The sequence below is a fragment of the Bacillus sp. MYb209 genome, assembly GCF_002975175.1.
In the GTDB taxonomy this organism is placed as follows: domain Bacteria; phylum Bacillota; class Bacilli; order Bacillales; family Bacillaceae_G; genus Bacillus_A.
The window spans coordinates 290,371-303,713 of record NZ_PCNZ01000004.1; the positions used below are offsets into that span (position 1 = coordinate 290,371).

14 protein-coding genes and 2 pseudogenes are annotated in these 13,343 nt (G+C 34.0%); 3 read left to right on the forward strand and 13 right to left on the reverse strand.

Annotated elements, in window-relative coordinates:
- Positions 1 to 5 precede the first annotated feature (5 nt).
- The 12 genes and pseudogenes from CQZ94_RS10645 to CQZ94_RS10700 all read right to left on the reverse strand — a co-directional run bounded on the left by CQZ94_RS10645 (position 6) and on the right by CQZ94_RS10700 (position 10,873).
- A complete protein-coding gene (locus tag CQZ94_RS10645; protein ID WP_105585370.1) occupies positions 6 to 485 on the reverse strand; it encodes a GNAT family N-acetyltransferase in 480 nt (159 codons plus the stop codon).
- A gap of 151 nt (positions 486 to 636) precedes the next feature.
- Entirely contained in the window at positions 637 to 3,057 is a 2,421-nt protein-coding gene (locus tag CQZ94_RS10650) for a heavy metal translocating P-type ATPase (RefSeq protein ID WP_105585371.1), read from the reverse strand.
- A gap of 95 nt (positions 3,058 to 3,152) precedes the next feature.
- On the reverse strand, positions 3,153 to 3,359 hold the full coding sequence (gene copZ / locus CQZ94_RS10655; RefSeq protein WP_105585372.1) for a copper chaperone CopZ: 207 nt from the start codon (positions 3,357 to 3,359) through the stop codon (positions 3,153 to 3,155).
- Positions 3,360 to 3,688: 329 nt separating this feature from the next.
- Complete coding sequence (locus CQZ94_RS10660) at positions 3,689 to 3,991, reverse strand: metal-sensing transcriptional repressor (RefSeq protein WP_000349636.1); 303 nt, start codon at positions 3,989 to 3,991, stop codon at positions 3,689 to 3,691.
- A 324-nt stretch (positions 3,992 to 4,315) separates the two neighbouring features.
- Positions 4,316 to 4,543, reverse strand: a complete 228-nt coding sequence (locus CQZ94_RS10665) for a hypothetical protein (protein WP_105585373.1) — start codon at positions 4,541 to 4,543, stop codon at positions 4,316 to 4,318.
- A 262-nt stretch (positions 4,544 to 4,805) separates the two neighbouring features.
- Positions 4,806 to 5,121: pseudogene (locus CQZ94_RS10670) on the reverse strand (cation transporter dimerization domain-containing protein); the annotation flags it as partial.
- A complete protein-coding gene (locus tag CQZ94_RS10675) occupies positions 5,114 to 5,935 on the reverse strand; it encodes an alpha/beta hydrolase (RefSeq protein ID WP_105585374.1) in 822 nt (273 codons plus the stop codon). The gene CQZ94_RS10675 and the pseudogene CQZ94_RS10670, both read right to left, overlap by 8 nt.
- Before the next feature lie 16 nt (positions 5,936 to 5,951).
- Positions 5,952 to 6,773, reverse strand: a complete 822-nt coding sequence (locus CQZ94_RS10680; RefSeq protein ID WP_105585375.1) for an ABC transporter ATP-binding protein — start codon at positions 6,771 to 6,773, stop codon at positions 5,952 to 5,954.
- A gap of 15 nt (positions 6,774 to 6,788) precedes the next feature.
- Positions 6,789 to 7,811, reverse strand: coding sequence for a FecCD family ABC transporter permease (locus tag CQZ94_RS10685; protein ID WP_105585376.1), 1,023 nt, complete (start codon positions 7,809 to 7,811; stop codon positions 6,789 to 6,791).
- Positions 7,804 to 8,811 carry a FecCD family ABC transporter permease gene (locus CQZ94_RS10690; protein WP_105585377.1) on the reverse strand — a complete coding sequence of 336 codons (1,008 nt, stop codon included), beginning with the start codon at positions 8,809 to 8,811 and terminating at the stop codon, positions 7,804 to 7,806. Before CQZ94_RS10690 ends, CQZ94_RS10685 begins: the two co-directional genes overlap by 8 nt.
- Positions 8,812 to 8,838: 27 nt before the next feature.
- Complete coding sequence (locus tag CQZ94_RS10695; RefSeq protein WP_105585378.1) at positions 8,839 to 9,804, reverse strand: iron-hydroxamate ABC transporter substrate-binding protein; 966 nt, start codon at positions 9,802 to 9,804, stop codon at positions 8,839 to 8,841.
- A 310-nt stretch (positions 9,805 to 10,114) separates the two neighbouring features.
- Positions 10,115 to 10,873 carry an exodeoxyribonuclease III gene (locus tag CQZ94_RS10700; protein ID WP_105585379.1) on the reverse strand — a complete coding sequence of 253 codons (759 nt, stop codon included), beginning with the start codon at positions 10,871 to 10,873 and terminating at the stop codon, positions 10,115 to 10,117.
- Between the two features lie 162 nt (positions 10,874 to 11,035).
- On the opposite strand from CQZ94_RS10700, the gene CQZ94_RS10705 reads away from it, so the two are divergent.
- From CQZ94_RS10705 to CQZ94_RS10715, 3 genes and pseudogenes are all read left to right on the forward strand, one after another.
- Complete coding sequence (locus tag CQZ94_RS10705) at positions 11,036 to 11,608, forward strand: bifunctional transcriptional activator/DNA repair enzyme AdaA (protein ID WP_105585380.1); 573 nt, start codon at positions 11,036 to 11,038, stop codon at positions 11,606 to 11,608.
- A gap of 4 nt (positions 11,609 to 11,612) precedes the next feature.
- Entirely contained in the window at positions 11,613 to 12,137 is a 525-nt protein-coding gene (locus tag CQZ94_RS10710) for a methylated-DNA--[protein]-cysteine S-methyltransferase (protein ID WP_105585381.1), read from the forward strand.
- A gap of 2 nt (positions 12,138 to 12,139) precedes the next feature.
- Positions 12,140 to 13,094, forward strand: a pseudogene (locus CQZ94_RS10715) (DNA-3-methyladenine glycosylase 2).
- Here the strand turns inward: CQZ94_RS10715 and CQZ94_RS10720 are convergent.
- On the reverse strand, positions 13,028 to 13,342 hold the full coding sequence (locus CQZ94_RS10720; protein ID WP_105585382.1) for a hypothetical protein: 315 nt from the start codon (positions 13,340 to 13,342) through the stop codon (positions 13,028 to 13,030). The pseudogene CQZ94_RS10715 and the gene CQZ94_RS10720 sit on opposite strands and share 67 nt — an antisense overlap.
- Position 13,343 lies beyond the last annotated feature (1 nt).

The window sequence follows — 13,343 nt, forward strand, 5'->3', positions numbered from 1 at the left end:
CTCATTTATGAGGAGGCTATTTTTTTCATTACATAATTAATAAAAATCTGACCATTATGCTGCTTATTTTGTTCCTTTATGCAAATATAATCTACCCTTTCAAAGAATGGTTTTGCTGTAATACTGGCCTCTGTATATATATCTCTATGCTGCAAGTTCACTGCTTCTTTTTCTAACTTCTGTAGTATGTAAGAAGCTATTCCTTTTCCTTGATAATCTTTATGCGTAAATAAACGATCTACGTAATGTTCCTCATTATAATCCCCAAATCCTACTATCACACCTTTATAATCAGCAACGTAACAAATATTCTCTTCTAAAGACTGTAGCCATTTCTCTCTATCTAGTCGCTCTGGAGCCCATGCCTGTAACTGTAACAAGTTATAATCTTTTACATTAACCGTATGAACCGTTTCATAGAATAATTGCAATACTTGTTCTAAATCCTCTTTCTGAAATGTTCTAATTATAATATCTTTAAACATATATAAATCTCCTCATCAAGCTATCACTTCTATTTCTGCTATATTATATCTTTTTTCTTTCTATACGAACAAAAAACAATACTTATTCAAAATATTGTTTTTTGTAAAAAAGCATATTTAATTCTCATTATAGTTAAAAGTTTTTAAGTTTTTAAGTTTTTAATTTAAATCTTTGTAATCTTAATGCATTTAATACGACCGATACAGAGCTAAATGCCATTGCTGCACCTGCAACCCAAGGAGCTAAGAAACCGAGCGCCGCAATTGGAATTCCTAGGCCGTTATAAGCTAACGCCCAGAATAGATTTTGCTTAATATTTCTAATCGTCATTTTACTCATAAAAATTGCATCAGCAATACTATTTAAATCACCACGGATTAACGTAATATCCGCTGCTTCCATTGCTACATCTGTTCCTGTTCCGATTGCCATTCCGATGTCTGCTGTAGCAAGAGCAGGAGCATCATTTATTCCATCTCCAACCATAGCCACTTTCTTACCACTAGCTTGAAGTTTTTTCACTTCTTCTGCTTTTCCTTCTGGTAATACTTCTGCAATTACGTGATCAATACCAACTTGCTTAGCAATTGCTTGAGCAGTTTGTGTATTATCCCCTGTAATCATAACAACGTCTAGACCCATTTTCTTAAGCCTTGCAATTGCTGCTTTTGAAGTATCTTTTACAGTATCCGCAACGGCAACTATTCCAGCATGCTCCTTATCTATCGCTATTAACATTGCTGTTTTTCCTTCTCGTTCTAGTTCTTCCATCGATTTAGAAACTTCTTCAATATCAATATTAAACTTCTTCATTAATCGGCGTGTACCAATTAATAAGTGTTTTCCTTCCACAACCGATTCAATACCAAATCCCGGAATTGCTTCAAACGTTTCTGAACTTGGGATATCAATTCCCTTTTCTTTAATTCCTTCTACAATTGCTTCTGCAAGTGGATGTTCAGAATTTCTTTCTGCTGCACCGACTAATTTTAATATTTCCTTCTCTTCAAATCCATCTGCTACAATTATATCAGTTAATACCGGTTTTCCATTTGTCACTGTACCTGTTTTATCTAAAATAATCGTATCTAATCGATGGGTTGCTTCTAAATGCTCTCCACCTTTAAATAAAATGCCATATTCAGCTGATCTTCCTGAGCCCGCCATAATAGATGTAGGTGTTGCAAGACCTAATGCACATGGACAAGCGATAACAAGCACTGCTATCATTTTCTCAAGTGCTCCTCCAAAATCACCAGGTGTAACAAATATCATCCATACCGCAAATGTGATTATAGCAATCACAACTACAACAGGTACGAAAATACCTGAAATTTGATCAGCTACCCTTTGAATAGGAGCTTTCGAACCTTGAGCCTCTTCCACTACTTTAATAATTTGAGCTAATGCAGTGTCTCTTCCTACCTTAGTTGCCTTAACTTTTAAAAATCCATTTTTATTCATTGTAGAACCGATTACTACATCCCCAATTGTTTTATCAACTGGAATACTCTCGCCTGTTAACATCGATTCATCTATCGCTGATTTTCCTTCTACAATTTCTCCATCTACTGGGATTTTTTCACCAGGTTTAACATAGACAACATCACCAGCTACCACTTCTTCGATTAAAATTTTCATTTCTGTTCCATCTCGTACAACTGTAGCAGTTTTCGCCTGTAATCCCATCAATTTTTTAATAGCTTCTGATGAACGTCCTTTTGCTTTTGCCTCAAATAATTTACCTAAAATAATTAATGTAATAAGTACCGCACTCGTTTCAAAATATAAATCTGTCATATGTTCCGAGGAACCTATCGATTGAACACTTAAATACACACTATAGAAATAAGCTGCTGACGTTCCGAGTGCCACGAGAACATCCATGTTTGCACTTTTATTGCGTAATGCTTTATACGCACCAATATAAAACTGAGCTCCAATTATAAACTGCACTGGAGTTGCAAGAGCTAGCTGCACCCACGGATTCATAAGCATATCAGGTAAATAAATAAACGATGTAAATGAGAAGTGACTTACCATTGCCCACAATAACGGAAATGATAAAACAAACGAAATAATAAACTTTTTCTTTTGTCGCTCAATTTCTTGTAATCGATGATCTGTTGATAAATTTTGCTCATCTGATTTCACTTCTAATTTATACCCTAATTTTGTAATCGTACTCTTCATTTCATTAACATTAATTTCATCAGGATTAAATTCTACAGTAGCTGATTCTAAAGCGAAATTTACTGTTGCCTTACTCACACCATCTAGCTTATTTAAACGTTTTTCCACCCTATTCGCACATGCAGCACACGTCATTCCCGATACGGTAAATTCAGCTTTATCACTTACAACCCCATATCCTAACGATTCAACTTTTTCTTTAAATTCTTGCGGATTTGTTTGAGTTGGATCGTACACAATTTTTGTTTTTTCAAGTGCAAAATTCACATTTGCATCTTGAACACCTTCAACTTTTTTAAGACCCTTTTCAATTCTATTTGCACATGCTGCACATGTCATTCCTGATATTTGAAGATTGGCCTCTTTTTGTTCATTCATTCCTCTCACCTCTATATACCCTCACGAGGTATAATTATTAGCAAAATAAATCGTACTCCATATAAAGTACGATTTACTTCTATATTTAAAAATTATTATTGGACATCGTATCCTTGATCTTCGATTGCAACAACAATGTCTTTTAAAGTGACGATTGATGGATTAATAGTAACTTCAACAATTCCTTCTGCTAATTGAACTTTCACTTGTTCCACACCGTTTAATTCTTTTACACTTCCTTCAATAGAATTTACACAATGTCCACAAGACATACCCTCAACCTTTAATGTTAACTGTTCCATTTAAAATCCTCCTCTTGTTCATTCATTGTTTGTTAATCACAACCTCATTTTACCATACCCCCCTAAGGTAATCAATGGTTTTATATAATGATTTTTATATTTTTTTATAAATTCCTTGTTTTCTCTTATCCCACACAGCATTCTTTGAAATAAATCCATTCATTCTACGACAAAACATATATATACCCCTTATAGGTATATGACAGGAGTTTAATCAATCGAACTATTACGTACACTCTGAAATTCCCTAGCCTTCTTGCTGTCGCTAAGCTTTAAGGTAAAGGTCTTAAATAAACAAAAAACAAGCTAGTTAGATACTAGCTTGTTTTTTAAGCCTTTGAAAATCGTTCAAATACGGTCATTAATTCTTCAATTGCTTCATCACCATTACCATCCTTAATAGCACCTGAAACACAATGACTTGTATGATTTTTGAGAACACCCATTCCTACTTTTTTCATCGCTGCATTAATCGCTGAAATCTGCACTAAAATATCTACACAATAGCGATCATTTTCAATCATATTTTGAATACCACGGACTTGTCCTTCAATTCGCTTTAATCTATTTATAATTTGCTCTTTTTCTTTTTCTGATCTATGTGTTACCGCTTCATGTTCTTTATGATCCATATTATCACCTTCTTAAAGTTTCTCTTCATCTGATAAAAATAAATGTCTTTTTGAGTATATCAATTATAGCATTAAATATCTATGTATTGATACCCCATATGAGTATCTAATGTTTATATGATTATTCTTAACAAATTATTAGCTTCTCAATCTCAATTATCATTATACCCTGTCCCTTTTCCAAAAACCATTTAAGTGAAACTTTAATCAACGAGGTTTTTGTTCATCTCCCACTTATTATTAACCCGCAAATAGCTGGATAAATAAAAGCCTCAATCTTCACATATTTGAATTGAGGCTTTTTTCTTCCTATTATATATAAAGTTATTGTTGATCACATACTCTTGTGTCATTCACTACTGAAGTTCCTTCAACAGTTACCGTATGAAAACAGTCATTTACTCGAACAGTAACAACGTTATCTTGTCGATCAATGATATGATATTCATTAAATTGTTTATTAAGAGCACTGCGAATTTGCTCTCCTTCATAAATTGGAATGCCATGTGATAAAACCCAAATAAGCCCAGCGATAGCAAGAATAGTTTTCATACGATCTACCTCCTTGAGAATAAAGTGAACTTTTAATCGGTGTTTATTTCAGCCCTACTAATCATTAGTTGAATCAGTCGAGCTTTTATGGGGTAAGTTCATTTCGTCTATTTTATGTTTATGCTAATTGTGACGGAATTGTGACAACTTTTTGTCTCTTTAGACGAAAAATTGAAACAAAACTTTCAAAAAGGACAATTCTATTTACGTAAAACGAAGAGGCTATGGAGAATTTTCTCCATAGCCTCTTCGTTTCGTTTTATTAAACAACCATTTCACTATGCTTACTCTTTAAGAGTTTTAATTTAAATTGTATTGTGTTCAATATAAAAATCATGCTTTAACATATTAATAATATTTTGAAGCAATTCTTGATCATCCTGATTTTTATCAATCATTACATGGCAGCTTAAAGCATCTAATCCTGATGTAATTGTCCAAATATGAAGATCGTGTATATCACGTACACCCTCTACTCCTTTAATAGCTTGCTTAACTTGTTCTATTTCAATTGAAACAGGTGTACCCTCCATAAGTATATGAATGGAATGTTTTGTTACTCCCCATGCACTAATTAAATTTGCTAATAAATCTTAATCCTTTACTTAAAGAAGTCGGTACAACTGATGCATGATTCTCTCCTTCAGCCTCATAAAACTTAAGCCTAAACTTCTCATGTTTGAATTGAAGAAGACGCTCTGATAATGCATTTGCATCTACAACCATATGTCCTCGTTCCAATGATCCCACTGTAAGGAATACTCCCGTTTCAACCTTCGCTTCATTTAATTCATTTATAAGATTCTCTTCTTTTTCAAGTACGGATTGATTATTCCACCAAATAGACGGGCTACTAATAAAATAATTTTGAAAAGCGTTTACATTTGTAAATAGTATATGTAACGCAAATAATCCACCTAAAGAATGTCCAAATAACGTTTGCTTTTCTTTATCGATTTCAAAAACATTTTCAATTTGTGGTTTCAATTCTTCTTCAATAAATGTAAAGAAGTTATGTGCCCCTCCTGTTTTAGGCCACGGTTTGCCATCCGGTTTTAAAGGAGCATCTTTTGAAATTACGGCAGGTGTAAAATCATAACATCTTTCCTCTCCTGAAAATGCCCCTTCAATCGGATATCCAATACCAACTATAATAGCTGGTGAAACACCTGTTTTTTCTGCTCTAACCGATTGTATTTTAATCGCTTCATGGAACGTTTGAAAAAAGGCATTTCCATCTAATACATATATGACAGGATATCCTGAATCTAGTGCTGGTTGCCTCGGCTTTGAAATATGAATTTGATATTCCTTACCTTCTAATTTTGAATACATTTTCCATCGTTCTGTATTAGATGTAATAATCTGCTGTTTTTCGATAGTGGTATTCATTGTATATCCCCCTTCTTTAACTCGTTACATATATTTCCACTTTTTCATCTTGGGATACAACACTATCATAACCGAAACAAACAGGGGCCCCATTATATGGATCAATCATGACACGTGCATCAATATGAAATACTTCTTTTAATACTTCATTCGTAATAATTTCTTCTGGGCTACCAATTGTAACAATTTCCCCTTCTTTCATTGCAATAATTTCATCTGAAAATCTCGCTGCATGGTTAATATCATGCAGTACCATTACGACCGTACAATTATGTTCTTTATTTAATTTCTCCACGATTTGCAGTACATCTAATTGGTGTGACATATCAAGGTATGTCGTTGGCTCGTCTAATAATAAAACTTCAGTCTCTTGTGCTAAAGCCATCGCTAGCCATACTTTTTGTCTTTGTCCACCTGATAAATTCGCAATTTGTCTCGTCCGAAACGCTGATGTTTTGGTAATATCTAATGCCCAATCAATCATTTCTTTATCTTTTGAAGTTAACTTATTCACGTTATTACGATGTGGGTAGCGCCCATAAGAAACCAACTCTTCTACCTTAATCTCTCCCGGGGCAATTGGATTTTGCGGAAGTAAAGCTAACTGTTTCGCGATTTCTTTCGTTGAAATCGTATTTAAATCTTGGCCTTGTAAATATACTTTACCGCTTTTTTGTTTTAAAATTCGTCCCATCGTTTTTAATAGTGTTGATTTCCCACACCCATTTGGACCGATAATTGTCGTTACTTTTCCTTTTTGTATTTCCACATTTAAATCGCGAAACACTGTAAGTTTTTCATAATTTGCTTCTAAGTTTTTTGCACTTAAAATATTCACTTTTGTTTCCTCCTCTTACGCTTTCGCCTTATAAAGTAAATATAAGAAATACGGTACACCGACAATAGCAATAACAATCCCGACAGGCAATTCTGCAGGCATAAAAATTGTTTTTGCGATAAAATCTGAAGCAATTACAAGTAGCATCCCAATCACTCCGCATGTGGGAATTACATATTTATGTTGAATGCCAACAAGTCTTTTGGCTATATGCGGCGCCATTAGACCAATAAATCCAATACTTCCTGAAACAGCAACACATGCACTTACAAGTCCAATGCTGCTTAATAACAAAATGGACTTCTCTCTTTCTACTGAAACGCCTAAACTTGTAATACTCGTTTCTTCCAATTGAAATAAATCTAGCAAATAAGCTTTCTTTTTTATAATTGGAATTAATATAATAAGCCATGGCAACATTGCAATAATGTATTTCCAGTTTGCATTATATATGCTACCTGAAACCCACACAGCTGCCATTTCAAAGTCAGTTGCTTTCATTTTCAATGATAAACACATAGAAAATGCTCCGAATCCTGATCCTATTGCGATCCCTGTTAGTAAAAGGCGTTGTGAATCTAACTTTCCATTTCGCCAAGAAAATATATAAATTAATACAGCCGCGCCTAACCCTCCAACTAAGCCAAACATCGGCATCATCATTATCGAAATCCAATCCGTACTCTTTACTTGTCCTTGGAAAAAGAACATAAAAATTACGATTGCAGTTCCTGCACCGGCATTTACTCCTAAAATACCCGGATCAGCTAAACCATTTCTCGTAATCCCTTGAATAACAGCGCCAGCTATCCCTAGGCCTAATCCTACTAGGCCAGCGATTATGATTCGCGGCAGTCTAAAATCAAATATAACTAAATCATGTTCTGGGACTGGGTCAATCCGAAAAATTGTTCGAAAGACATCCGTAATTGTAATATCAAATGTACCATTCGTTAAGCTAATATAAATGGTACATAAAATTAAAAGTATAATAGTCCCCATAGTCATTACAAAACGCTGACTTGAACCTTTAAGCATGTCTCTCTCCCCCTCTTGTACGAATTAAATAAAGGAAGAAAGGAATTCCAATTAGAGACGTAACAACGCCTATTGGTGTTTCAAATGGATAATTTACAAATCTACTTAATACATCACATAAAGCAAGAAAAACACCACCAATTACTCCAGCACAAGGCACAATCCATTTATAATCTATACCGATTAGAAAGCGAGTAATATGAGGAATAATTAGTCCTACAAAACCTATTTTCCCTACTAAAGCAACTGCTGTACCAGTCAGAAACACAACAGATAAAATTGCAGTCACTTTTATAATTTTCGTACGCTGTCCTAAGTTAATAGACACTTCTTCTCCCAATGAAAGGATTGTAATAGATTTCGAAATGAGAAGTGCTAAAATAATACCAACTATACCAAACGGAATTGCTAATTTAAGTATATTGGGATCTACTTGATCTAATTTCGCGTTGTACCAAAAACTAATATTTTGAGAGACTTGAAAATAAGAAGCAATTGCGGCAGAAAGACTACTTAAAAATGTCCCTATCACGGTTCCTATAATTGCTAATCTTACAGGTGACAATCCGTTTCTAAGCAGTGAACCAAATCCAAAAACAATTCCTGCGCCTAATGCTGAACCCAGCATAGAACATAAAATCATGTTGACTGAAGACATTCCCGGAAGGAATACCATACACATTGTAATAACAAAAGCAGAACCATCCGTCACACCCATAATAGAAGGGGATGCAAGATAATTCCTTGTCATCCCCTGCATAAGTGCTCCTGATATGGCTAGAAAAGCTCCAACTAAAAGAGCTCCAATTACCCTTGGTAAACGAGACGTAACAATAATATTATGATTTACATTACTCGAATCAAAATGAAACAATGCATTCCACGTCGTTTCAAAATCGATATTTTTTGTCCCATATAAGATAGATAAAATAACAGTAAGTAAAATACATATGGGTGCTAAGCATAAAATTATCATTGGAAGTGAATTTATTTTCCGCATATCATTCAACGCACCTTACTAATTTTATTATTTAGTCAAATTTTTCACTGCTTCTTTTAAAAATACTGTTTTACTCCAAGCAGTACCACCTTGTGCAATAGGATCTACAGTATTTACAAATACTTTCTTCTCTTTTACAGCATTTACACTTTGCCAAATTGGATTACTTTCTATTTCTTCTAGTACTTTTGGTTTATTATTTTCACTTGCTTCATATTGTAAAAATACGTAATCCGGATTTATTTGAGCCAATTGTTCTAAAGAGATTTTCTCTTGCGCTTTTACATTTTTAAGTTGTTCTGGAGCCGTTAACCCAAGGTCTTTATAAATTACAGGGTTGAAGTATACTTCTTCTGGATAAACGAATAATGTATTTGCTCTTAATCTTATTACAAGTACCTTTTTATCTTTTAACTTATCTCCAATTTTTGCTTTCGCTTTTTCAGCATCTGCTTTATAATCCTTAATAATTTTTTCTGCTTTGTCTTTTTTACCAGATAGTTCTCCCATTAATTTTAAGTTTTCTTCCCAATCTGTAGAAACATGTGATATTGGGATTGTTGGAGCTACCTTCGTAAATTTCTCAGCCGCTTCTGCTGGGAATTTCGTACTTGATGTAATAACATCAGGTTTTAATTGAAGTAATGTTTCAAAGTTTGGTTCCATTTTCTCACCGATAGATTTCGCACCTTCTAAATCTTTCGCAACGTTCCCTGGTAATTTCCCACCAATCGTAATTGCCCCCACTGGTTTAATTCCAAGTACTGCCGCATCTTCCATTGACTCTAAACTAGCTGTCGCAATTTTATCTACTTTTGCTGGCACTGTATATTCTTTACCTAAATATGTAATTTTTCGCTTTTCATCTTTGTTCGTTTCCGTAGCTTTCGTCTGTTGCTTTTGCTCCCCTGAAGTTTTATCCGCACTATTACATGCTGCTAAACCTACACTTAAAACTGTAACCATCCCTAATGTAAATAATTTCTTGTTCATTTTTGTATATCTCCTCTCGAATCCTTTAAATATATTATTTCAACTATGAAACCTAATTACATGAAACATATTTCTCATCTATATTTCACATCATTAATAAATCTACTTAAAATGGAGAGCCATTCTCGTTCACTTCCCCTAGTATTAAATTCTTTACAACCCTCATCCGACGATACTCATTATCAGTGATAATGATTATCGTTATTAAGTATATATTTAATATCAGATTATTTCAAGAATGATTTGAAAAATTTTAACAAACTGAATAAAAAAAGAAGTATCCTCCTTTCTCCAGGAAGATACTTCTTTTTTAGAAATCTATATGTAATTCAACTGGGCAATGGTCTGATCCCATCACTTCACTATTAATTTTTGCATCCGTTATCTGCTCTTTCATTCTTTCAGAGACAACAAAATAGTCTAAACGCCATCCAATATTTTTCGCTCTTGCTCCCATGCGATATGACCACCACGAGTATGCTTCCTCCTGATCAGGATAAAGGTAACGATACGTATCAACAAATCCTTCTTCTAAAATGCGTGTAAACTTCTCCCTTTCCTCATCAGAAAAACCAGGGTTTTTCCGATTGCTTTTTGGGTTTTTCAAATCGATTTCTTTATGGGCAACATTTAGATCACCACAGAAAATAACTGGTTTCTTTTCATCTAATCGCTTTATATAGGCCCTGAAATCATCTTCCCATTTCATTCTGTAATCTAAACGCTCTAATCCTCGTTTTGAGTTTGGTGTATACAGCGTTATCATATAAAAATCATCAAATTCTAATGTAATAACTCGTCCTTCTTGATCATGCTCTTCAATTCCTAAACCATACATAACAGAAATCGGTTCTTTTTTCGTAAAAATAGCAGTTCCTGAATACCCCTTTTTCACAGCATAATTCCAGTATGTATAGTATCCCTCTGGATTTAAATCAATTTGTCCATTTTGTAATTTAATTTCTTGTAAACAAAATATATCTACATTAGATTCTTCTAGATATTCTAGAAATCCACCTTTTGCAATAACTGCTCGCAAACCATTTACATTCCATGAAATCAACTTCATTTATGTTCCTCCTCTTGGTGTGCACTTTCAAAATCCATGCTAACACAAAAGTGAGAAACTATCACATTTTCACCTTTGTAATCTTGCTCTTACATTCGTAAATACGTACATACGTACATACGTACTTTATTCAGGTTATACTAATGCCAGAGGTGATGTTCTGTGCATAATGAAAAGTTCACAGTAACAAATGAGTATTGGCAAGCGATTATTCAGAATGATACCGCATATGATGACAAATTCTTTTATGCTGTAAAATCAACTGGTATCTTTTGCCGGCCATCATGCAAATCGAGAATACCGAATAAAAACAATGTACGAATTTTTCTTCATGCCGAGCAAGCAATGCATGAAAATTTTCGTCCTTGTAAACGTTGTAAACCAAATGGGCTTACTTTGCCTATTGAAGAATGGGTAGAGCAAATTAAAAACTATATCAAAAATCATTATAACGAAGCATTAACTCTCAGCCTACTCGCAGAAATGTGCCACGGCAGTCCGTATCATTTACAACGCACATTCAAAAGATTGACGGGAATAAGTCCAATAGAATATATACAGCAATTCAGAGTCGTTAAAGCGAAAGAATTCCTTTTAAATACGAACCAAACCGTTATGGAAATTAGTACTGCTGTCGGGATAGAAAACCCGGAATATTTCGCGACTTTATTTAAAAAGAAGACAGGGTTTACCCCTACTGAATACCGAAAAAAGAACGAGATAAATGAGGAATGAAATAATGGAACCACATGAAAATAAAACTATATATTGGACATTGCTTGTTCATAAACATTGGCGTATGCATATTGCAGCCACTTCAACTGGATTATGCTTCATCGGGTCGCAAAATGAAACTTTTGAAGAACTAAATACGTGGGCTAGAAAAAAACTACCACAACATACACTCATCCAAAATCCAGATTATTTGCAAACATTTACGAAAGAAATCAGCGAGTATTTGGAAAACAAGCGAGAAGCCTTTACATTTCCTATCGATGCTTACGGAACTGAATTTCAATTATCTGTATGGAGTACGGTACGTGAAATTCCTTATGGAAAGACACATTCTTATTCAGAAATTGCGGAAAGAATACAAAGCCCTAATGCAGTACGTGCTGTCGGTGCCGCTGTTGGAGCAAATCCTCTTCTTATTACAATTCCTTGTCACCGTGTTATAGGAAAAGACGGAAAACTTACTGGTTTTAGAGGTGGCTTGGAAATGAAGAAAGCTTTGCTCAAATTAGAAGCAATACGGGAGGAATAAATATGACAGAAGGTTGTAATGAAATATTATCTTTAGTCGTTCCTAAAGAATTTAGTTTTCAAGAAAACTTACGCTATCTTTCACGTTCTAAAAATGAATGTATGTTTCACATTGAAAATAATAAAATCTATAAAGTCATTCCTGTTCAAAACATAAATCCATTAGTTGAAATTAGTTTGAATACTGATGGCAATATTCAAATACTTTTTTTAGGAGAATCATATATCTCTGAAAAATGGGTACACGATGCCGTATCTAACTATGTAAAAGAGTGGTTTGATTTAACTACTGATTTAGCTCCCTTCTATAAATTAGCTAAACACGATCCACTCCTTCAAAAACCCATTAAAGAATTTTACGGTCTTCGTACTTTGGGAATTCCGGATTTATTTGAAGCACTATGCTGGGGGAATTATCGGTCAACAAATTAACCTCACATATGCCTATACTTTAAAAAGAAGATTCGTTGAGCACTTTGGGGATTATGTAGAATGGAATGATAGAAAACATTGGATATTTCCATCACCTGAAATAATAGCAAATCTAGATGTAGAAGATCTCGCTACATTAAAAATGACTACAAGAAAGTGCGAATACTTAATTGATACCGCACAGCGCATTACAAAAGGTAAATTATCAAAAGAATCTCTATTACAAATACAAGATATGAAGCAAGCCGAAAAACAATTAACTGACATTCGGGGTATAGGACCATGGACAGCTCACTATGTTTTAATGCGATGCTTACGATTCCCTTCTGCCTTTCCAATTGACGATGTCGGTCTGCATAATGCGATTAAATTTATAACAGGTTCCGAAAATAAACCGACTAAAAATGAAATAAAAGAATTTGCAGCAAATTGGATAAATTGGGAGTCTTACGCAACATTTTATTTATGGCGAGTGCTTTTTTTCAATATATTTTCAGGTGATATTTCATCATCACTTTTTGTATAATAGTTTTCATCATGATATGGTAACGATAAGTGTTCTAATTTCTCATCGTCTTCTACACACATAATTTTTAAATTATATCCTGCTAAATCAACTGGATAGAAAACCTCTTCACTTTGATTTTCATTTAATGCTATATCAATCATATTTTTTAATTGCTCTAATCCTTCTTTATTTCCAATAATAATAGCTTGATCATGCCACATTTGTTGTCCGTATATATGACATATTTTATAATCTTTAAAATTCATA

Bases quoted from the DNA above. Each gene is read 5' to 3' on its own strand.
- CQZ94_RS10695 (WP_105585378.1), bottom strand. From the start codon at position 9,804: ATGAACAAGAAATTATTTACATTAGGGATGGTTACAGTTTTAAGTGTA.
- CQZ94_RS10685 (WP_105585376.1), bottom strand. From the start codon at position 7,811: ATGCTTAAAGGTTCAAGTCAGCGTTTTGTAATGACTATGGGGACTATT.
- CQZ94_RS10665 (WP_105585373.1), bottom strand. From the start codon at position 4,543: ATGAAAACTATTCTTGCTATCGCTGGGCTTATTTGGGTTTTATCACAT.
- CQZ94_RS10675 (WP_105585374.1), bottom strand. From the start codon at position 5,935: ATGAATACCACTATCGAAAAACAGCAGATTATTACATCTAATACAGAA.
- CQZ94_RS10645 (WP_105585370.1), bottom strand. From the start codon at position 485: ATGTTTAAAGATATTATAATTAGAACATTTCAGAAAGAGGATTTAGAA.
- CQZ94_RS10660 (WP_000349636.1), bottom strand. From the start codon at position 3,991: ATGGATCATAAAGAACATGAAGCGGTAACACATAGATCAGAAAAAGAA.
- CQZ94_RS10690 (WP_105585377.1), bottom strand. From the start codon at position 8,811: ATGCGGAAAATAAATTCACTTCCAATGATAATTTTATGCTTAGCACCC.
- copZ (WP_105585372.1), bottom strand. From the start codon at position 3,359: ATGGAACAGTTAACATTAAAGGTTGAGGGTATGTCTTGTGGACATTGT.
- CQZ94_RS10700 (WP_105585379.1), bottom strand. From the start codon at position 10,873: ATGAAGTTGATTTCATGGAATGTAAATGGTTTGCGAGCAGTTATTGCA.
- CQZ94_RS10720 (WP_105585382.1), bottom strand. From the start codon at position 13,342: ATGAATTTTAAAGATTATAAAATATGTCATATATACGGACAACAAATG.
- CQZ94_RS10710 (WP_105585381.1), top strand. From the start codon at position 11,613: ATGGAACCACATGAAAATAAAACTATATATTGGACATTGCTTGTTCAT.
- CQZ94_RS10650 (WP_105585371.1), bottom strand. From the start codon at position 3,057: ATGAATGAACAAAAAGAGGCCAATCTTCAAATATCAGGAATGACATGT.